The sequence below is a fragment of the Erysipelotrichaceae bacterium 66202529 genome (assembly GCA_017161075.1).
Classification (GTDB): domain Bacteria; phylum Bacillota_I; class Bacilli_A; order Erysipelotrichales; family Erysipelotrichaceae; genus Clostridium_AQ.
Window position 1 is genome coordinate 3,766,008 of sequence record CP046174.1, and the last position, 19,360, is coordinate 3,785,367.

Annotated in this window: 17 protein-coding genes and 1 pseudogene; 2 read left to right on the plus strand and 16 right to left on the minus strand. The window is 47.4% G+C overall.

The annotated features are described in order from the left end of the window. Positions 1-12 precede the first annotated feature (12 nt). The 11 genes from GKZ87_17790 to GKZ87_17840 form a co-directional block, all read right to left on the minus strand. Entirely contained in the window at positions 13-1,980 is a 1,968-nt protein-coding gene (locus GKZ87_17790; protein ID QSI27203.1) for a peptidase M23, read from the minus strand. Then, a complete protein-coding gene (locus GKZ87_17795) occupies positions 1,977-2,933 on the minus strand; it encodes a site-specific DNA-methyltransferase (GenBank protein QSI27204.1) in 957 nt (318 codons plus the stop codon). Before GKZ87_17795 ends, GKZ87_17790 begins: the two co-directional genes overlap by 4 nt. Continuing rightward, complete coding sequence (locus GKZ87_17800; protein ID QSI27205.1) at positions 2,930-5,326, minus strand: conjugal transfer protein TraE; 2,397 nt, start codon at positions 5,324-5,326, stop codon at positions 2,930-2,932. Before GKZ87_17800 ends, GKZ87_17795 begins: the two co-directional genes overlap by 4 nt. Continuing rightward, positions 5,286-5,678, minus strand: a complete 393-nt coding sequence (locus GKZ87_17805) for a PrgI family protein (GenBank protein ID QSI27206.1) — start codon at positions 5,676-5,678, stop codon at positions 5,286-5,288. The genes GKZ87_17800 and GKZ87_17805 overlap by 41 nt, the downstream gene beginning before the upstream one ends. A 1-nt stretch (position 5,679) precedes the next feature. Next, positions 5,680-6,522 (minus strand): radical SAM protein, encoded by an 843-nt coding sequence (locus GKZ87_17810; GenBank protein ID QSI27207.1) that lies wholly within the window; start codon positions 6,520-6,522, stop codon positions 5,680-5,682. A 70-nt stretch (positions 6,523-6,592) separates the two neighbouring features. After that, complete coding sequence (locus tag GKZ87_17815; protein QSI27208.1) at positions 6,593-7,444, minus strand: hypothetical protein; 852 nt, start codon at positions 7,442-7,444, stop codon at positions 6,593-6,595. A gap of 82 nt (positions 7,445-7,526) precedes the next feature. After that, a complete protein-coding gene (locus GKZ87_17820; protein ID QSI27209.1) occupies positions 7,527-7,742 on the minus strand; it encodes a conjugal transfer protein in 216 nt (71 codons plus the stop codon). A 64-nt stretch (positions 7,743-7,806) separates the two neighbouring features. Then, entirely contained in the window at positions 7,807-9,591 is a 1,785-nt protein-coding gene (locus tag GKZ87_17825) for a TraM recognition domain-containing protein (GenBank protein ID QSI27210.1), read from the minus strand. Then, a complete protein-coding gene (locus tag GKZ87_17830; GenBank protein QSI27211.1) occupies positions 9,588-10,061 on the minus strand; it encodes a DUF3801 domain-containing protein in 474 nt (157 codons plus the stop codon). Before GKZ87_17830 ends, GKZ87_17825 begins: the two co-directional genes overlap by 4 nt. A 36-nt stretch (positions 10,062-10,097) precedes the next feature. After that, positions 10,098-11,042, minus strand: a complete 945-nt coding sequence (locus GKZ87_17835) for a helix-turn-helix domain-containing protein (GenBank protein QSI27212.1) — start codon at positions 11,040-11,042, stop codon at positions 10,098-10,100. Between the two features lie 128 nt (positions 11,043-11,170). Beyond that, the gene (locus GKZ87_17840; GenBank protein QSI27213.1) at positions 11,171-11,389 is read right to left on the minus strand and encodes a hypothetical protein; all 219 of its coding nucleotides are present in this window, start codon (positions 11,387-11,389) and stop codon (positions 11,171-11,173) included. 179 nt (positions 11,390-11,568) lie between these two features. Here GKZ87_17840 and GKZ87_17845 point away from each other — a divergent pair. Both GKZ87_17845 and GKZ87_17850 read left to right on the plus strand, forming a co-directional pair. Next, positions 11,569-13,008: pseudogene (locus GKZ87_17845) on the plus strand (DUF4368 domain-containing protein). Between the two features lie 105 nt (positions 13,009-13,113). Continuing rightward, positions 13,114-14,004 carry an XRE family transcriptional regulator gene (locus tag GKZ87_17850; GenBank protein ID QSI27214.1) on the plus strand — a complete coding sequence of 297 codons (891 nt, stop codon included), beginning with the start codon at positions 13,114-13,116 and terminating at the stop codon, positions 14,002-14,004. A 298-nt stretch (positions 14,005-14,302) separates the two neighbouring features. Here the strand turns inward: GKZ87_17850 and GKZ87_17855 are convergent, their stop codons facing one another. The 5 genes from GKZ87_17855 to GKZ87_17875 form a co-directional block, all read right to left on the minus strand. After that, the gene (locus GKZ87_17855) at positions 14,303-15,352 is read right to left on the minus strand and encodes a hypothetical protein (protein ID QSI27215.1); all 1,050 of its coding nucleotides are present in this window, start codon (positions 15,350-15,352) and stop codon (positions 14,303-14,305) included. A gap of 287 nt (positions 15,353-15,639) precedes the next feature. Further along, complete coding sequence (locus GKZ87_17860; GenBank protein QSI27216.1) at positions 15,640-16,983, minus strand: MATE family efflux transporter; 1,344 nt, start codon at positions 16,981-16,983, stop codon at positions 15,640-15,642. Positions 16,984-17,013: 30 nt separating this feature from the next. Beyond that, entirely contained in the window at positions 17,014-17,652 is a 639-nt protein-coding gene (locus GKZ87_17865) for an HAD-IA family hydrolase (GenBank protein QSI27217.1), read from the minus strand. A gap of 2 nt (positions 17,653-17,654) precedes the next feature. Next, positions 17,655-17,912, minus strand: coding sequence for an HPr family phosphocarrier protein (locus GKZ87_17870; protein QSI27218.1), 258 nt, complete (start codon positions 17,910-17,912; stop codon positions 17,655-17,657). Between the two features lie 370 nt (positions 17,913-18,282). Then, complete coding sequence (locus GKZ87_17875) at positions 18,283-19,356, minus strand: SIS domain-containing protein (GenBank protein QSI27219.1); 1,074 nt, start codon at positions 19,354-19,356, stop codon at positions 18,283-18,285. Between the last annotated feature and the right edge of the window lie 4 nt (positions 19,357-19,360).

The following is a 19,360-nucleotide window of genomic DNA, read 5'->3' on the forward strand; positions in this document are numbered from 1 at the left end:
CTCCTTTCAAAGTCAGTTGTAATGTAGCCGCCCATAGGCGTAAAAATGGGATTGCCAATAGCTTGTATCAAGTTTTGCGTATTGTATCGGGTCGCCACAATGCAGCATGACGGGGCTTCCGTCCCCGTCCTCGCCAACGTAGATACCCACATGAGATACCCCCGGTGTGTCATATGTACCCGTAAAGAAAACCAAATCCCCCGGCTGCGGGTTGGAAACGCGGGTTGAAATGTTGTAAAGCCCCTGCGCCCCAAGTCTGCCCGTATTGTATAAGCCGCTGTTCGTCAGCACATAGCTAACAAAACCGCTGCAATCAAAAGAGGTTTCCGGGCTGCTGCCGCCCCACACATAAGGAAAACCGACATACTTTTCCGCTTCCTCAATGAGCCGCGCAAACTGTTCATCTTCCAGATAGGCGGGCGGGATTTCATAATCCGCTGGCGGGTTTTCATAGTATTTTGAAATATAGCCGGATTGCGGGAAAAGATCGGGTCTGTTTCCCAGCGACGACATATACATAGCGTACATGGATAGCTGTTCCTCGCCCATAATGTAAACGGGAACATGGGAGAGGTTGAAGTTTTCCAAATCCACATTGAGAATGTAATAGTTATAGGCTACTTCAACGTCGTATTCGTTGCCTTCGCTGTCCGTCCGCGTTTCGGTGCGGTAGCGTACCTCGACTTCCTCCGTAACCGTCAAGATATACTGTTTATCAAAGAGCATTTCAAGGGTGCTTTGCGCTTCATCGAGAGTAAACACGCCCTCATGCCAAGCGGAGAGGATAGAGATTAGCACATACGGGTCATGCTCGATCTCGTCAGCCGTTACCCGGTATTCGTCATAGCCGGGGTATTCGCTTTCGATGTTATCCAGCATATCCTGTAACTCGGCTTCCATAGCGACATACGCGCTTTCTGCGCCTGTAATATCCGCGTCCTCGGAGAGATAGGACGACGCAATCAAGCCGCTGCCGCTGTTGCCGCCGAACAGGGAACAAGAGGACAAGCCGCCGAAAAACAGAAGCACGATAAAGGCAATCCCGCCCACAATCAAACAGCCTTTCCAATGCCGGACGACAAAGAACGTCGCCCGTTTGGTTTCCTGCGCCGTTTTCTTCGCCGCCTTTGCGGTGGCTTCGGCGGTCTTTTTCACCTTGCCGCCCGTTTTCAACGCCTTTGCATACTGCTTTTTAATGCGCTGTTTTTGCCAAAAACGGGAAATCGGGTTGGAGTGCGCAAGGGCGGGGTTATCATGCAGCGCCTTTTGGTAGAGGAAATCGGCGTTTGCCTTTGCTGCCTTTTTCTCGGCTGCTGCCGCCGCCCGGTAAGGTTTCAGCTTATGGCTGCGTATGCCGCGTTTTACTGCCCGCGTCGTCATGCCGCCCGCTTTCTCGCCCACAAGTTCTATCCTGTGTCCGCTTTCCACACCGACGTTTTCTTTCTCCACCTCATAGATTTTTCCATGTACGGCGGCGTCCAATTCCTGCGCCGGACGGGATAACGGGTTATGACGCAACTTGCCGTTTGGGGGCTTATCCGTTTTTTCAAAAGCAAGGCGCGTCTTTGCTTTGCCTTTGGCTTCGTCAAAAACGCGCTCTTTTGTGATTTTGGTCTGTTTGGGGATAGCTGCCCGCGCTTTGTCTAAACGGTCAGCCGCCGTATCGGATTTTTTGATTGCCTTTTGCAGGTCCGGCGTTGCCCGTTCCGCTTCGGAAAACTGCAAGCGGGACGTATGGGTTTTAAGCTGTGCTGCGTCAAGGGTCTTTTTCTCCGCGCCCTTTTCAAAGTGGCGGCTAACCTCTGTGCTGATACGTTGGGTTGTCTTTTCTGCTGCTCCCGCTACGGGGGCTGAATAGTTTTCCTCCGGCGGTCTTTCGCTGATACTCGTTGTTTCGCCCGTCGTAAGGTTTTCCGCAATCGCCCCGTCGCGGGTCATTTTCTGCGTTACCTTGTCGGGGGCTTTTAATTCCTTGCTCAATGTTCATCACCTCCAATACGCTGTTTTGCAAGGGTGCAGTATTCGGGGTTGATCTCTATACCCACATAGCGGCGGGAAAGGCTTTTTGCCGCCGCTGCGGTCGTGCCGCTGCCTAAAAACGGGTCAAGCACAATCCCGCCGACAGGACAGCCCGACAAAATGCACGTTTCCGCAAGTTTGGGCGGGAACGCTGCAAAATGCCCGCCGCGATAGGAAGCTGTGTTGATCTGCCAAACGTTGCGGCGGCTGCGGACGGGGGAAATCATTTCGTCGGTGTATGCGCCTTTCCTGCGGGGACGGTTGATTTTCTGCGGCTGGTTTTGCCCCGGAACGGTAGCGGCATATTTGTTGCCTTTCCCAACTCCGCTTTTCAGCCGTACCGCCGTTGTGGGGGCTATCGGCTCGGCTACTGCTTGCCAATCATAGTAATATTTCTTTGACTTGGTAAGCAGAAACACATATTCATAGCAGCGCGTCGGTCTGTCCCGCGTGCTTTCCGGCATGGCGTTTCCCTTGTGCCAAATGATAGAACTGCGCAAATACCAACCGTCGCCCCGCAAGGCAAGGGCTACAAGCCACGGAATACCGATTAGGTCTTTCGGCTTGCAGCCGGGGGCGCGGTGGTTTACCGCCACTTGCTGCCCGTTCCTGCCTTTGGGGTATTTCGGGTCTTGGTGGTCGGCTTTGCTGCCTGTGCCGCAATAAGTGTCCGCGATATTCAGCCAACAAGTACCCTCCGGCGTAAGCACCCGCTTTACCTCATGGAAAACCGCCGTAATGCGGGAAACATATTCCTCCGGCGTTGCTTCCCGCCCGATCTGCCCGTCTGTGCCGTAATCGCGCAAAGCATAGTAGGGCGGGGACGTTACGCAACAATCCAAACAGTTATCCGGCAAGGTTTGAAGCACCTGCAAGCTGTCGCCGCAATAGATTTTATCCGTTTCTATCCTCATGCCGACACCTCGCCGGGCTTGGTCGTCATTACGCGGTAGAGTTCCGTATCTTTCGGGAAACGGTCAATAAAGGGCAAAATCACGTTGCCATAGAAGATAAGTCCCTCGCCCGCTTCGGAATGGGTTACATAGGTCATTTGCTGCTGCGAAATGTTAAGCTGCTTGGCAAGGATTTCCCGGTCGCCCTGGGCTTGGTTGAGCATATAGACAAAATCGCTGTTTTCAAAAACGTTTGAAACTTCTCTGCTCGTCAAAAGGTCTTTGACGTTCTGCGTGATACCTGTCGGAATACCGCCCCACTTGCGAAAACGCTTCCAAATCTCGACGGAATAGGCGGCGGTCTGTTCCTCTTTCAAGAGCAAATGAAACTCGTCGATGTAATACCGCGTCGCCTTGCCCTCGCTGCGGTTTACCGTTACTCTGTTCCATACTTGGTCTTGGACGATAAGCATACCGACTTTTTTAAGCTGCGTACCGAGTTCCTTAATATCAAAGCAGACAAGGCGATTATGAATGTCAACGTTTGTCCTGTGGTTAAAAATGTTCAAGCTGCCGTTTACATAGAGTTCCAATGCCGCCGCGATACGCTGCGCTTCCTTTTCCGGCTGCTTCTTGATTTCGTCGTAGAGGTCGCCCAAAATCGGCATATTTTCAGGCTTCGGGTCGGCAAGGTAGTTGCGGTACACGCTGATAACAGCGCGGTCAATCAAGGTCTTTTCAACAGCTTCCAGCCCGTTTTTACCGCCCATAATCAACTCACAAAAGGAAAGGATAAAATCGCTCTTTAAGGCTATGGGCGTGTCGCCCTCGCTGTAATTGAGGTTAATATCCATAGGGTTAATGTACTGCGTGCTGTTCTGCGAAACCTTGATAACCTGTCCTTTCAAACGTCCGACAAGGGGGTAATATTCGGCTTCGGGGTCGCAAATGATAATATCATCTGCCGTAATAAGAAAAGCGTTTGTGATTTCGCGTTTTGCAGAAAAACTTTTGCCGCTGCCCGGTGTGCCGAGTATCAAGCCGTTGGGGTTTTTCAGCTTCTTTCGGTCGCACAAAATCATGTTGTTGGAAAGGGCGTTTAAGCCGTAATACAATGCTTCGCCGCTTTGGAACAGCTCTTGCACCGTAAAGGGAACGAAAACGGCGGTGCTGCTGGTCGTCAAGCCGCGCTGGATATGGATAAGGTTTTCCCCCAACGGGATAGAGGACATAAGCCCCTGTTCCTGCCGGTAGTCAAGGCGGGTCAAAATGCAGTTGTATTTCTGTGCGATTGCCGCCGCCCCAAATACTTCGTTATCCAATTTCTGCTTGGTATCTGCAAGGTTTAAGACAAGCAGCGTGAGCAGAAACATTCTTTCGTTGCGGCTCTGCAAATCGCGGAGTAGGTTTTTTGCTTCCCCGCCGTAGGTGGCAAGGTCGGACGGAATAATATCCATGTCATAACCGCTGCGGATTGCTTTCTTTTGTTCTTCAATCTTCATGCGGTCAAGGTCGGTGATCTTGCGCTTAATCGTCTTGATTGCTTCGTTGTGGTCGATACTCTGAATGTGCAGATTGACGATAATCCCGTTTTCCGCGTCCATGAAGTCGGCAAGCATACGGTCGGAGAGTTCCGGCGCGACGATCTGCAAAAAGGAAACCGCACCAAACTTGCCGCCCATTTGAAACATTCGCCCGTCGCCAAATCGGAAAGAGGACGGGGCGATAAAGTCCTTGACGGAAAGCCCGCTTGCGGGTAGCCATTCCCACGCAAAGTTAAAGCGTTCCCCGTCCGGGTGAAAAATCCCATGCAGCACTTCAAGACGCTGTTTCCCGTCCAATACCCGCGCCGCCGCGCCGATCACCTTAAAATGGTTGAGGGTGTCCGTTTCAATGCGGGCAAGACGCGCCCGCGCCGATCTAATGTCCTTTGCTTCAACGGTAAAGGTGAGAAACTTGGTTTTGATAAGCCCGTTGTTTCCGCGTTCAAGCTGCGTCCTAAGCATTTCGGTGTATTCTGCTCTGATACTGTCGAAGTCGTCATTCTGCGGTGCAATCGTGATACTGTTCTTAAAATCGTCCTTGTTCGCATGGCGGCTGATTAGGGAAAGCTGCACGCTGATAGAAGCGTCGAACGAGTTATACATATCGCAAAGGGCTTCAAAAATGGCGGTTTTGTCGTCCGGCTGCGCAAGCTGATAATTTATATCCTCAAACTCAATGCACTTGGAATACCGCCCGTTTGCAAGGCGGCAAATCCCGTCCTTATACATTCGCTCAAACGGTATGCTGTCCTGCGCCGTATGGGGCTTCCCGTCGCCCTTTGCCTGTCGGATAAGGGTATCTATCTGTTTTCTTTCCTGTCGGGAAAGTTTACGCTTTTCGTTTTGGGTGTTTTTCTTTTCCTTTGACAATCGCCCGTACCTCCTTATCTAATTGCTCTTGCCGCGCAAGGGCGGCATAAAAATTGTTGGTCTGATAAGGTCGCTCTTTGGGGCGAAGAAACTTCACTTCCACAAATTGCCGAATAATCACTTCCAGCGGTTGCCCGTTTTTCTCGTACATGGCAAGCAAAAACATAGGCAGCATGGCAAGCACCATGCACAATGCCGCTGCGCTCGTTCCAACGCTGCCTTTTACCAAAAAGAACAGCGGCAGTCCGATTGCCACCGCCGCGCTGAAACAAATTAGCTGTCGTTTCGTAAGGTTGAACATTACCTTGCTTTTGATTTTTGTTAAGTCCTTTGGGACGGTTACATACGCCATTTCATACCTCCTTTCTGCCCGGAATGTAATCTTCAAAGCGGGGAACAGCATAGAAAAGCCGCTTGTTGTTTACCCATCGTTGCAAATGGCGGGTAACAGGCGGGGCGGTTGGACGCTCGTAAATCATCACATACGGGTCAAAGCCCATAGCCCGCAAGGTGTTCACGCGGTATAAATCCTGTTCGTGAGTGCTGCCGTAGTTGGTAAGAACATACACGCGCCGCTGGCGGCTGCTTTTAATGGCTGTCAAATCCAAAAAACGTTGGAAATACCCGGTCAAGTCCTCGTCGGGATTATCCCATGCAAAATGTACCGCTTTTATCCGTACCCGATTTAACAGGCTGACATTATCCCTGTTCACAAGGCGAATATCCAGCCCTTGCGAAAAATCCACCCATGCGCGGCTTCGTATAAGCTGCTCAATGAGATTTTCATGGTCGGGACAGGCAAGCAGATTAGCGTCCATGATTTTTATTTCCGGCTGCCATTTCCAAAACTCGGACAAATCCGCAACCTTAACGCTTTTGCGCCCCTCTTTACCGCTGACAATGCAAAACCCGCAATTTCTCGGACAACCCCGGCTTAAAAAGCCGTAGGCAATCCCGAAAAACTGCGGGTAGATAGAATAATCCGGGTAACTGTGTTCCACTTCCGGCGGCAAGCGGTTTTTCGTGTCGTAGCCCGTACCGCCGAAAATAACCTGTTCCGCGTTGGTAACGGTTATCGTGTCTTTGGAATAGGTGTCCGTAAAGACGCGGCTTTTATATACAAGGTCGTACCGCCCCTTTGCGTTCCACCATTCCACCGTATGCCCCTTTGCTTTATGATACGCGGATAGCTTCATCAAGCAGAGGTTGGGGAAATTATGGCTGTCAACGTCGATTAAGCCGATTTTCAAATCATAACTCACCCCCTTAATGTGCCGAAAAGACGCTCTTTGCAAGGCTCCCCGTTTTGAAAAGGGTAAAGCACAAGAGGACGGTATAGCCCATGCAAGCCCAGATCGCGCCGGAAATGTCGTCGGTTGCTGCGATTGTCTGTATCAAGACCGCATAAATGCCCACGCACACCAAAATCAAAAACGCCTGAAAACCAAGCGCAAGCAAAGATTTTAAGTAATTCTGTCCCATGCTGCCCCATTCGTGATTTACCATTGTTGCCATAGGGATAGGGGCAACGCTCGTTACAAGATATATTTCAATCATGCGCCCATACACCACAAGCATAATGCAGATTGACAGGGCTTTCATGGTAAGCCCTACAAAGAGGGATTGAAACCATAACCCCAAAAGACCGCCCACGCTCATAGCGTCGAGTTTTGCTTCAATGTCGGTAATGACGGTGGTAACGTCTATGCTTGTATCGGATATGATAACCCCCGCGCTCTGATTGACGACGCTCTGCGTAACGTCGAAAACTCCCATGACGATGTTCCAAGTGTTTGTTACCAGCAGCACCGCAACAAAGGTCTTAAAAATCCATTTGAAGAAAATCCAAGTGTCGAGATCGTGCAGATTGTTTTTTTCAATTACAATCTGGATTAGTTCGTAGCACATGACAAAGGTAATGATAACGCCCGCAATCGGTACAATGACATTTTCCGAAAGGCTGCGTATCATGTTGAATATGCCCGCGTTCCACCCGGCGGGGGTCGTGCCGACTTGCGTTGCGATTTCTCCAACCTCTGTATTTACGCTGTCAAACAAGCCGGAGAGGTTCGATAAAATCCCGTCTGTCAAAATGCCACGAAACCAATCTTCAATCATCTGCCATATCAAAAGTTAATCCCTCCTTTCCCGCGCCCTCCCGTTTCCGAGAGGGCGCGGCGGGTGGTATTTGTTTTAGGCATTATCCAAAAAGTTTGGAAAGAAGCGGAACAAGGGTGCCGCCGATCAAAGCGACGCCGCCGCCCGCCATGAGCTGCTTCATGCCCTGGCTTTTGGCTCCGGGATTGTCGTTGCCGTAACCCTCCATTAAGTTAATGGCACCCCAAATGCCAAGACCTGCGCCAAGCGCGATAACCAAAGTCTGCAATACACCAACTGCGCTGTTAAAGAAATCCATATAAACCTCGCTTTCTGCCGTTGTGCGGCTCAAAAAATGTTATGGAAAATGAAAAATGCCGCCGTTATTCTTCGGCGGCTGCGTCCTCGTCGGACAAATCTATTTCGTATATGTCAAAGGCTTCATCGGGCTTTACGATTGCCGGACGGGTAGACATATACCGTTCCACGTCAAAAGCGTTTCTTTTGTCGAAGTCGGAAAGGTATTTGTAGTTCGGGTGTTTCGTGATGTCGTATTTGTCGCTTAAAAAGGGACGCACACCGCGTAGCTGCAAAATACATTTCCCACCGTCCATAACTGCTATTTCGTCCTGTGTCATCAGCTCCTTTCCTAATTTTTGATAATTCAGTCCATGAGAAACCTGCGTGCCGCGATTTTCGGAAGTGTTGAAACTGTCGATTGTTTCCCGTCCCAAGTTATCCGAAATCTCTTTTGCATTTTTCCCACGTCCTCCCAAAAACAAGGTGCTGTCGGCATTATCAAGTATGATTTCTGCCGCGTCCCTGTAAATGGCTTTTAGCTGGCTCTGCGATTGCAGAATGATAGAAGCGGACATTTCCCTACTGCGGATTGTAGCAATCAATTTATCGAAGCGGGGTATCTGTCCGATGTTCGCAAACTCGTCAAGCAAAAAGCGGACGTGAACAGGCAATTTGCCGTTGTATTCGTCGTCTGCTTTATCACAAAGCAAGTTGAAAAGCTGTGATTGCAAAATAGCGATAACAAAATTAAAAGTGTCGTCGGTATCGCTCATTATGAGGAAAAGCGCGGTTTTCCGGTCGCCCAATGTGTCAAGTTCCAATTCATCATAGGACATGAGTTCCCGGAGTTCCTCTATATCAAAAGGGGCAAGCCGCGCACCGCAAGAAATAAGGATTGACTTTGCCGTTTTGCCCGCCGCCAATTTGTATTTTTTATATTGCTTTACCGCGAAATGGTCGGGGCTGCGTTCTTCCAAATCGGCAAAGAGCAGATCAACGGGGCTTTGGTATTCCTCGTCGTCCTCGCGTGCTTCGCTTGCATTGATAAGTTCAAGCAGCGTTGTAAAGTTCATTTCCTCGGCGGGGGCTTCATACCAAATGTAGCCGATCAACGCGCAATATAGTAACCTCTCGGCTTTCACCCAAAAATCTTCCGCGCTCTTTTCTCCCTCGCCTTTGGTATTGACGATAAGGGTATTGACAACCTTTAACACGTCCTTTTCGCTGCGGATATAGACAAAGGGGTTATAGTGCATACTTTTCCGAAAGTTTATCGTGTTCAGTACCTTAATGCGGTAGCCTGCCCGTTGCAGCAGCTTTCCGCACTCGATTAGGACGGTGCCTTTCGGGTCGGTCAAGACGTAGGAAGAATGAAGCTGCATTAAATTAGGCTTTACGAAAAACCTTGTCTTGCCGCTGCCGCTGCCGCCGATCACCACGACGTTTTTATTTCTCGCGTATTTCGGCTGCTTCGGGCGGCTGTTCATGGTAAGGCGTTCGGTCTGCGTCAAAATGATGTTGTTCTGAAAATCCGGGTCGATATAGGGCTTTATATCTTCGGCGTTGCCCCAACGTGCGCTGCCGTATTCTGCGCCCTTGCGGTATTTGCGGGCATTTTTCCCTTTGAAATAGACAATCAGACGGATAACCACCGCGCCCACAATGCCAATAAGCAAATCCAACGGGTGAACGCTCGGCAAGGCATTTGAAAACGCTTCGGAAAATCCCTGTGTGATATTGAGTATCTTTTCGGAAATATCCGCGCCGGGGGCAAGCCGCACCGCCTGTCCCACCTTATCAAAGAGATAGACAAAGAACACATACGGGATATTCGGGATTATCAGCTTTTTGTAGTTTATCTGCTTCATATCTCGCGCCCCCTGTCTATTTTCTTTACCTTGTCGCGGGCGGCGTTAAGCTGCTTCGCCTTGTCCTTTGCTGCGGCAAGGGCTTTGCGGATAGAGGGCTTTTTATCCCTGTTCAGCTTCTTTGCGGAAAACTCTTGAAACGCTGCGGTCATAACGTCCGCGTCCCTGCCTTTGAAAAACACAAGGTAACGGGTCTGTTCGCCCTTAACCTTTTTCAGCGAAAAATCTATGTTGTATTTCTTCGCGGTACTCTCAAAGGCTTTGATATTGCTGTCGGTGATCTCGATGTTGGAAACCCCCGCATTTTGCTTCATAAGCTGCCGCATGGTCTGTTTCCCATGCGGTGCTTTGCTTTTCTGCTCCAAAAACTTCTTGATTGCTTTCTGTAACGCCTGTTCGGTAAGCCTTGCCGCGCCTTTTCCCACGTTGACGGATAGGGCAATCGTTTTTTGGGTTACTTCCTCCTGCAAGGTATCAACTCCTTTCCCGGTAAACTGCGGCTATGCTCATTTGCTGCCGTAAAAGTCGTGATTGACAAGGGCGGTATAGTAGCTGTCAATGGTACTCGGCGCGTTGAACAGCACCGCTTTTAGATACTGCTTGATGTTGCGGATTTTGGTTGTGTTCTCCCTCATGCAGTCCAAAACAAACTCAACGTGGCTGCTGTTCAGCTTCATAAACTTTGATTTGACAAGTTCGGCGGGGTAGTCGTCCCCGGCGATACGGATTGTCTTTCGGGCTGTGCAGACGGTTTCCAGCATGATTTCTACAATCTCGTCCAAACGGTCTTTATCCATTTTGGGGTCTTGAATGAGAATGTCATAGTCGATGTTTTCTTTGATGATTTCCCGATAAATCTCTATTGCACTGTTTGTTTTCGCTTCCGTTCTTTTCCTTTCCGGCGGCGCAGCCGCTTCGTCCTGCTCATAAGGCAAGGGATTTAGGGAATGGAAAGGAATGGAATGGGTACTTGATAGATCAGTAATTGATTGTTCTTTACTTGATATATCTTTATTTAATTGCGTTGGATTTTCCAACGTAGGTTTTTCCTGCGTAGGTTTTTCCAACGTTGGATTATCCAATGTTGGATTTTCCAATGTAGGTAAATCCAATATAGGCGGCTGTCCGCCGCTGGTAGCTGCTTCCGGCTCTCGCGGCTGCGGCTGCTCGTATATGACGTAATCTGCGCCCCGCAAGCGTCCCTTTTCGTCGCGCTCCCGGCTGCGCACGATATATCCGGCTTTTTCGAGTTCCTTTACCGCTTCGCGGATTGCGTCGATCTTCTCCCGGTTGATATGGGATAAGCCCGCAAGGGTATAATCCCAATCTTCGGGCAGCGAAAGCATTTGCGACAACAAGCCCTTTGCCTTTAAGGACAATTCCTTGTTTCGCAAGTGGTGGTTGCTCATAACGGTATATCCCGTATTTCGCTCCACTCTGAAAACTGCCATATTTCCTCACTTCCTCTCTTGGTATGCGTGGACAATTAGAAAGCCGTTTTCGGCTGTTTTGGTATTGCAATATGCCCTTTGCCGTTTTCGCGTCTGCAAAGCCGCATGGCACAAGGGCTTTTGCCCGTCTATTTGTCCATGCTGGCGTGCGTTTTCCGCGTCCTTTTGCCGGGGCAATAGGGACACTCTTTGAAAACGCAAAACTCATATTTCCATTGTGGGCGGTAGAAACGGCAAGTACCGCAATCTTCATCATCTCCGGCACAACCGGATTGATAGCGGTCAAATCCCGGCTTCTGCTGCATGATCAGTTCAAACGCCCGCTGCTTGCCCTTTGTGAAATACATTCCGGCTGCGCCTCCTTTCCTGCGGGCATAAAAAAACGGCGTTACTTTCTCCCCAAAAGGGGTTAAGGTAACGCCGCTTGTGTGCGTATTCAGTTTTTAACACATTCCCTGTCTATCCGCTGTCCGCAAAACCATTGATTTTATTAGCTTTTTGCCGCTATCGCTATCACACCTCATTATTTGAAAGACCGAGCTTTCAGAGAATGATTGAGGATATAGAAGCAGGAAAAATCAACTGCGTGGTAACGAAAGACCTTTCCCGTCTGGGAAGAAATTACATCATGACAGGACAATATACGGAATTGTATTTTCCCAGCCATAACGTCCGTTACATAGCGATTGACGACGGTGTAGACAGCGAAAAAGGAGAAAGCGAGATTGCACCATTTAAGAACATTATCAATGAGTGGGTGGCAAGAGATACGAGCCGTAAAGTGAAATCGGCATTTCGTACAAAGTTTGCAGAGGGTGCTCATTATGGGGCTTATGCTCCGTTAGGATATAAGAAGCACCCAGACATCAAAGGAAAACTGCTTGTTGATGAAGAAACAAAATGGATTGTTGAAAAAATCTTTTCTCTTGCCTATCAAGGTTACGGTAGTGCTAAAATCACAAAGATACTGCGAGAGGAAAAAGTTCCGACAGCGTCTTGGCTGAATTTTACAAGATATGGTACGTTTGCACATATCTTTGAGGGAAAGCCAGAAAGCAAGCGTTATGAGTGGACAATCGCTCATGTCAAGGCAATTTTAAAAAGTGAGGTTTATATAGGAAACAGCGTTCACAATATGCAGTCTACGGTTTCATTTAAGAGCAAGAAGAAAGTAAGAAAGCCCGAAAATGAATGGCTCAGAGTTGAGAACACCCATGAGCCGATAATTGACAAGGAAGTGTTCTATCGTGTGCAGGAGCAGATAAAGTCCAGACGCAGACAGACAAAGCAAAAAGAAACACCGATATTTGCAGGGCTTGTCAAATGTGCGGATTGTGGCTGGTCTATGCGATTTGCGACAAACAAGGCAAACAGGACACCATACAGCTATTATTCGTGCAGTTACTACGGACAGTTTGGCAAAGGTAACTGTTCTATGCACTATATCCGCTATGACGTTCTGTATCAAGCCGTACTGGAACGATTGCAGTATTGGGCTAAGGTTGTTCAGCAGGACGAGGAAAAAGTGCTGAACAAGATACAGAAAGCAGGCAATGCAGAAAGAATACGGGAAAAGAAGAAAAAAGCAAGTGCATTGAAGAAAGCGGAAAACCGACAGAATGAGATTGACCAGTTGTTTGCGAAGATGTATGAAGATAGAGCCTGTGAGAAGATAACGGAACGAAATTTCGTCATGCTGTCTAGTAAATACCAGCAGGAGCAGATAGAACTGGAACAGCAGATAGCGAGCCTAAGAGAAGAATTAAATAAAATGGAACAGGATATGATAGGTGCTGAAAAGTGGATTGAGCTAATCAAGGAATATTCTGTACCAAAGGAACTGACAGCACCGTTATTAAATGCAATGATAGAAAAAATCCTTGTTCACGAAGCAACAACGAACGAGGATAACGAACGAATACAGGAAATAGAGATATACTACCGATTTATTGGAAAAATAGACTGATAAAGAGGTTCATATCTTTAACTAAGGGAAACCGGCAGCAGCTTTCCGGATATATCTACACTTCCCATTTTAGCACGAATTTTTGATGTCAGTATTGATGAACTGTTGAATTTTGAAAAAAACCTGAGTGATGAACAGGTCAAGGAGCTGTGCGAGGAAATGCTGCAGCAGTTTCAAGCTGCGCCATTCAAAGAGGCCATGGCGTATGTGAACGGAATTTTACGCCAGTATCCCAATAGTGAGGCCCTGAAATTATCAACAGCACGCTTATATATGCAGGTACTTCTACTGGTACAGGAGGAAGCGCAGGCAAACGAATTTCTGGAGCTGGCGAAGCAGCTGGCACAGGAGGTTTTACAGTCCGCAGATTTGGAAAACAAGCAGCTTGCGGGTATACTCTGCGTAAATTTTATGTCGATGGAGCAGCGCTATGAGGAAGGTCTGGAGCTGCTGCAGAGGCTGCCAAGGCTTGCGGATACCTCTGCTTTACAGGGAACGCTTGCTTTAAAAATCAAGGATGAGGATGAGGCAAAGCAGATGCTGCAGGCCCAGCTGTTCTCACATTATAATCAAATCGGTATGATACTGATGAATTTATGCAGTCTGGCAATGCGTCATCATCACCTGGATGCAGTCAACATCTATCTGGAGCTGATAGAAGCATTAAACCGTTTATTTGGTTTTCCGCTTTCCATCACTACACAGCTATACAGGTATACAGCAGAGCTGCAGGATGAGGAACGTACACTGCGCTATGTAAAGGAATATATTGCACAGCTGAAAACGATGGATCAGCTTAAAGAGCAGTATATGGCGCAGCTGCATAACAATCCATGGTTTGATCATGTACAGCTGAGCGGCACAAAACTGCCGAAGGGAATCATGCAGCCGCATGTAAAGGAGCTGCTGGAGGAGATGTTGCAGTGTGAAGCCCTTTCGTTTGAGAGTGTGCAGGAGCTATTGAAAAAGGAAATACGCATGCTTTCCAGGCAATAAGATAGAAAAAGGCTGTACTGTAAAAGGTATCGGTGTTTCAAAGCAAAAGCATTGTGAATAGGATCCTTGACAGACGTTATTCATGAGTATTTAAAGGATGGCAAAATGCCCGTAAAGCAGAGAGACTGACGCAAAAGGAAATAAAAGACAAAGAGCAGTGATCCTACAGGGTATGCTTCTTTGTCTTTTTTCATAACCGTATGTATTATGTATATAGCTAGGCTTATTTATTTTGCATATATGCAAGCAAAGCGTTTAAGCCGGCTTTGTCTGCATTTGTTTCACATTAGATAGGCAGCTATAACAACTCTGTTCGCAAACTCAGTTGTTCCAGCAGGGAATCCTTTTTTTCTTCATCCCGCAGCTTGGCAAAAATCTCATCCTCCACACTGCGAATCCAGTACAGATGTACACCCTCCTGTTTTAGATGCAGTGGAAGTGGATCCGCACTTTTATCATCATCAATTAAAACACAGCCGGAATTTCCTTTTACACGGATATCCAGCGTATGTCCGTGTCCGACACAGTCTATGGCATGCCATGGCAGTGAGCATAGACCGCCAATGGACGAAAACAGCTCGAGCTCTTCTTCTTTGCTCAGGGCCTTGCTTGGATATTTTACAGCAAATTCACAGCGTGCATATGCTTCATATTCTGCATAATAACGGTCTGCATTCGGCATAGAAAACATACCGGTGCCGATTGTGAAGGCATAGGTTTCCCCATCCTGTTCAAAGGTCAGCAGCAGTCTGCTGGGAAAGCGATCCTTGTTTAAATCATAGCAGTTGGTAGCTGCTCCGAAAATTTTACTAAGCTGGGAAAAGTACGTTGTATTGTAGTGTTTCCATACTTCATTGAATTCCTGCTTCCAAAACGCCTTTCCCTCCAGGATGCGCTCCACCATAGGACTTGCATCCTTCAGCTTCCAGGCCACCATGCTGTTTTCCTTTGCATACAGAGCATAGCCAGGAAAATTATGTCCATCTGCCCAGGATGGTATCACACAGACAACCTCACCGTTATATAGCAAGCCGGCAATATGCCCCTCCTTACTCCAGACGATTTCCAGCGCTTCCTCATCCCAGGGCTCCGTATTCATATCCTCATCCACAAACATGCCTGGCAATACCGGTTGATGATCCTGTTCGATTTTTTCCTTCTGGAAGGCCTGCGGTGCCGCAATCAGATTTTTCACCCAGCAGGCAGAGCGGGCAATCAGTCGTTCATTTTCAAAATCCAGGTCATACATATAAAAATAAATGCTTTCCCCGTCACTGATTACATCGGCCGCAATCGGACACAGCGGTGAGTCTGAAAATTTCAGACTCGTTTCCTTGATTTGTTTCATGTATAATCTCCTTTATCCATATGCGTTCATTATACAGGAAAACCTGATAAATAGCACTTACAGAAATTGATTCCGGTTATTTCCAATACAAAAACCCCGGCAGGACTGTGGTAGTTCCTCATGCTAGACGATGAGCTTTTCTACAGGCTGCCAGGTATTTTTGAGTCTGAAGCATATATATCGCAATTAACTATACAGCAAAAAAGCAATGCGGAGTCTTGCCTTTCTGTTTCAACGACAGGCATATATACATACCTGCCCTTCTTCCCTTTGATAAAAGCAAGCTGTTATACAAGCAATGCCTGCTTCCATTTTCCACGTCTATAATAGATAATTCCGGCTATCACAGATACAAGTGTTGCCGCAGGAATCGCAAGACCGATCCCGGTAAGATCATGAGTTCCATACTGGGACAGGATGAATACCAAAGGGATGCGAATGCAAAGAGAGGCTGCGATTCCGTTGATCATGGCGAATAGAGTCCGTCCGCAGCCATTGAAGAAGCCGTTCATTGTAAATCCGAAGGCAACCAGCAGAAAATCATATCGGAAATAATGCAGATATTGTTGTCCCGCGATGATGACAGCACCCTCTGCCTTGAAAATCCGCAAAATACTCTCAGACGATATACCAGCCCAGATAAAGAAAATCATAGAAGCGCTGAATGCAAATAAAACACTGATCCATAAGGCTTTTCCAGCACGTTTCCAGTTTCCGGCTCCGATATTTTGTGCAGCTACGGTACTGATGGCGGATGCGATGGCCGTAGATGGCAGCATGGCAAAGCCTTCAAATTTATTGCAGATACCGGCAGCGGCACTGGCAGCGACGCCAAAGCCATTGATGATAGCAGCTATACATAGGAATGAAATTGCCGATATAACCTCCTGCAGGGAAATAGGAAGACCGATTTTTAACAGCAGGAACGCCTTATCCCTTCGTATGTGAAAGCTGGATAAATGAAAATCAAAGCTGAATTTTTGTTTGCGCAGAAAAATGATGGACAAAACAAGCGATACCCCCTGGGAAAGTGTTGTCGCAATGGCAGCTCCTGCAGCCCCCATCTGCAAACCGGCAACCAGCAGAAAATCGAGTACGATATTACATATGCAGGCTATCGTGATAAAATACAACGGACTTTTGGCATCTCCCAGCCCTCTGAGAACAGCACTGACAGCATTATAACCAAAGCTGAAAATAATGCCCATGCTGCATATATAAACATAACTGCAGGCATCCTGGTAGGCTTCCTGCGGTGTCTGAATGAGCCTTAGCAGCTGTGGTGTCATCACCAGCATTACAACTGTTAACAGGATTCCCAGCAACAAAAAAAGGGTAAAGGTTGTCGCAATAGAGGCTTCTATATCCCTTTCTTTTCCGTTGCCGGCATATTGTGCAATCAGTACGGTACTTCCCATTGTCAGACCGGTAATAAAAGAGAGCAGAAGCTGGGTAATCTGAGAACCCAGGGATACGGCAGAAATCTGCGCTTCGCTATTGTACCATCCCACTACCAGCAAATCGACGGTGCCGTACAGCACCTGTATGAGGTTAGCTGCCAGAAAGGGCAGGGCAAACCACAGCAGGGCCGAATATAAATTGCCATGCAGTAAATCTATTTTCTTTTGCATGATGTTCCCTCCTGATCAGCATTCATCAGCTTATAAAATCATCAAAAGCTCCTGCGGTGTTTCTATGGCATAGCTGCAGGGAAGGGTAACCTGAGTAACACTGCCCCATTTTGCCCAGACAAAATCAACAGATGCCGCTTTTGCACAGAGCGCATCGTTCATAGAATCTCCAACAAACAGCAGCTGTCCTGAAGAGTATCCGGTTTTCTGCATGATATAAAGGAGCACATCAGGGGCAGGCTTGGTATGAGCAACGACATCCTGGACGCCGATACAGGAAAAGCAGGCGAAGGCTTCCTCTGTCAGTTGGTTTTTCAGTTCGTAAAATGCTGCATAGCTGCGTGAGGTCGCAATACCAAGTGCATAGCCGCGCCTGTGCAATTCTATTAACAGCTCATCAATTCCGGGAAATGGCTTTACCGTATTCATTTCGTTCTCACGCTGATGAAAGCAGATATCCTCGAAGCGTTCCTTATCCTCTGGCGGTATTTTCAGATATGTACAATTTTCCTCATCCGTCTGAAAATAGCAGGGAATAAAATGTTCATATGATAAAGGGCTGCGATTGGGATACATGACCCGATATCCTTCATAAAGCATAGAAATCATAACGGCAGAGTCAACCAGCGTTCCATCACAGTCAAATACAATCATTTTATAGCTTTGCACATTTACAACCTTCTTTCACAATATCGGCGCAATTCATCCGCTGCCTGCTGTTCATCGCTGCCTTCAATTTCAAAGAACAGAATTTCATTCCTTCCTACATTGATTTCCATCAGCTCTACGATTCTGCGTACATTGGCACTTCGCTGTCTGCTATACACTGTTATCGTACTGCTGAATGTTCGTGCCATTGCGGATAGATCACTTGCCGGCCGTGCATGAAGCCCCATGTGGCTCTTTACTGTATATTGGAATGTAATCATTCTGTCACCTCTCATATCATATAAATCATTAAATCATCGTATGAATTTTCATTTGTATCCTTGAAGACCTTTAGCATAGCATCAAAGCACACTACCGTAAATACAGATATACTGGTAATTTCAGGAACAGGAGACTCTCTTATTTCCGTGATGCAAGCATTGGTCAGGATAATACAACATCATTATCCGGCACAAAACGTTTTCCATCTTCCCGCAGAGATTCGCATGAACTAAGAAGATGCTGACAAGGCCTCTTTCACAGTGCTTTTGGCATAACGGTATCAGCCATACATACATCAGCCGTTATGGAATTGTACAGTGCTATGGATTTGGCAATTATCAGCATCTCTATGTAAACTGTGTTTATTCCTTATTCATCATGCGTATTAAAGTATTTTGCCTCCGGCATCGGTTCCTCATCCGCTCCAAAAGGCTTAATTATAATTCCATAATCAGAAGCCAGACGTGCTGCCAGAATCTCTACAACAGGTGCATATTCAAGATATGCAAAATCATTTCCGCGAGGCTCAAAGGCAAGATCTCTTTCATCTACAGCATTCATACCGATGACAAACGCATCTCCCACCTCGGTTTTGATATAGCTTGCTAGACCGTTTGCAATATTTTCATTTCTTCCATTATTCAAAATGATTACAGCAGTTTGATTGGTAAAGCCCATCGTCGGGCCATGCATGCCATCATCCATCTCATACCCTACACACAGATAACGCTTTGCAATTTCCAGACATTTTAAAGCGCCTTCCACTGCAACACCATACAGGGCGCCGCTGCCATACAGAGCATAGCCGCTCTTGTTCATTAAACGCCATTTATTCTTATCAAACCAACACATAGCAGCATCGCACAGTTCACCATGATGCGCCGCTGCAGCTTTTGCGTCCTCTATATAGGACGCATATGCACTCTCTGATAACGTCCCTCTGGCAAGCCCTATTTCCATAGCGGTAATCATATGTGTAAAGGCAGACATACAATATCCAATCGTACGACAGCCGTATTCTTCATGATCTGTTTCCATCAGAATATGGCAGCCGCCAGCCTTTGCAAGCGGTGATGATGCATCCTCTGTAACAGCAACTGTCAAATTACCCAGCTCCTTCATTTTCAGCAGGGCTTTTTGTGTTAATGTAGATGTACCGCTTTGCGATGTGAATATGTAAAGAGCATTCGGATTATACACATGCTTCTTTAAGAAGATATTCGGCAGCAGCACAGCTGTTGAGATACCGCTTGCTTTTTCCACAAATTCATGGGATGTCATGGAACAGGTATTGCTTGTACCTGATCCTATCAAAACAATTTCATTGATGGAAGAAAGCCTATCACCCAGATATGTGAATAATCCAGCAGTGAGTTCCTTTCTTTCCTGTATCACCGTATCCACAATGTTGGGGACACGTCTAATCGTATCAAGTAAGCTCATTTTA

Bases quoted from the DNA above. Each gene is read 5' to 3' on its own strand.
- GKZ87_17795 (QSI27204.1), bottom strand. From the start codon at position 2,933: ATGAGGATAGAAACGGATAAAATCTATTGCGGCGACAGCTTGCAGGTG.
- GKZ87_17805 (QSI27206.1), bottom strand. From the start codon at position 5,678: ATGGCGTATGTAACCGTCCCAAAGGACTTAACAAAAATCAAAAGCAAG.
- GKZ87_17810 (QSI27207.1), bottom strand. From the start codon at position 6,522: ATGAAGCTATCCGCGTATCATAAAGCAAAGGGGCATACGGTGGAATGG.
- GKZ87_17815 (QSI27208.1), bottom strand. From the start codon at position 7,444: ATGATTGAAGATTGGTTTCGTGGCATTTTGACAGACGGGATTTTATCG.
- GKZ87_17820 (QSI27209.1), bottom strand. From the start codon at position 7,742: ATGGATTTCTTTAACAGCGCAGTTGGTGTATTGCAGACTTTGGTTATC.
- GKZ87_17825 (QSI27210.1), bottom strand. From the start codon at position 9,591: ATGAAGCAGATAAACTACAAAAAGCTGATAATCCCGAATATCCCGTAT.
- GKZ87_17835 (QSI27212.1), bottom strand. From the start codon at position 11,042: ATGGCAGTTTTCAGAGTGGAGCGAAATACGGGATATACCGTTATGAGC.
- GKZ87_17840 (QSI27213.1), bottom strand. From the start codon at position 11,389: ATGTATTTCACAAAGGGCAAGCAGCGGGCGTTTGAACTGATCATGCAG.
- GKZ87_17855 (QSI27215.1), bottom strand. From the start codon at position 15,352: ATGAAACAAATCAAGGAAACGAGTCTGAAATTTTCAGACTCACCGCTG.
- GKZ87_17860 (QSI27216.1), bottom strand. From the start codon at position 16,983: ATGCAAAAGAAAATAGATTTACTGCATGGCAATTTATATTCGGCCCTG.
- GKZ87_17870 (QSI27218.1), bottom strand. From the start codon at position 17,912: ATGATTACATTCCAATATACAGTAAAGAGCCACATGGGGCTTCATGCA.
- GKZ87_17875 (QSI27219.1), bottom strand. From the start codon at position 19,356: ATGAGCTTACTTGATACGATTAGACGTGTCCCCAACATTGTGGATACG.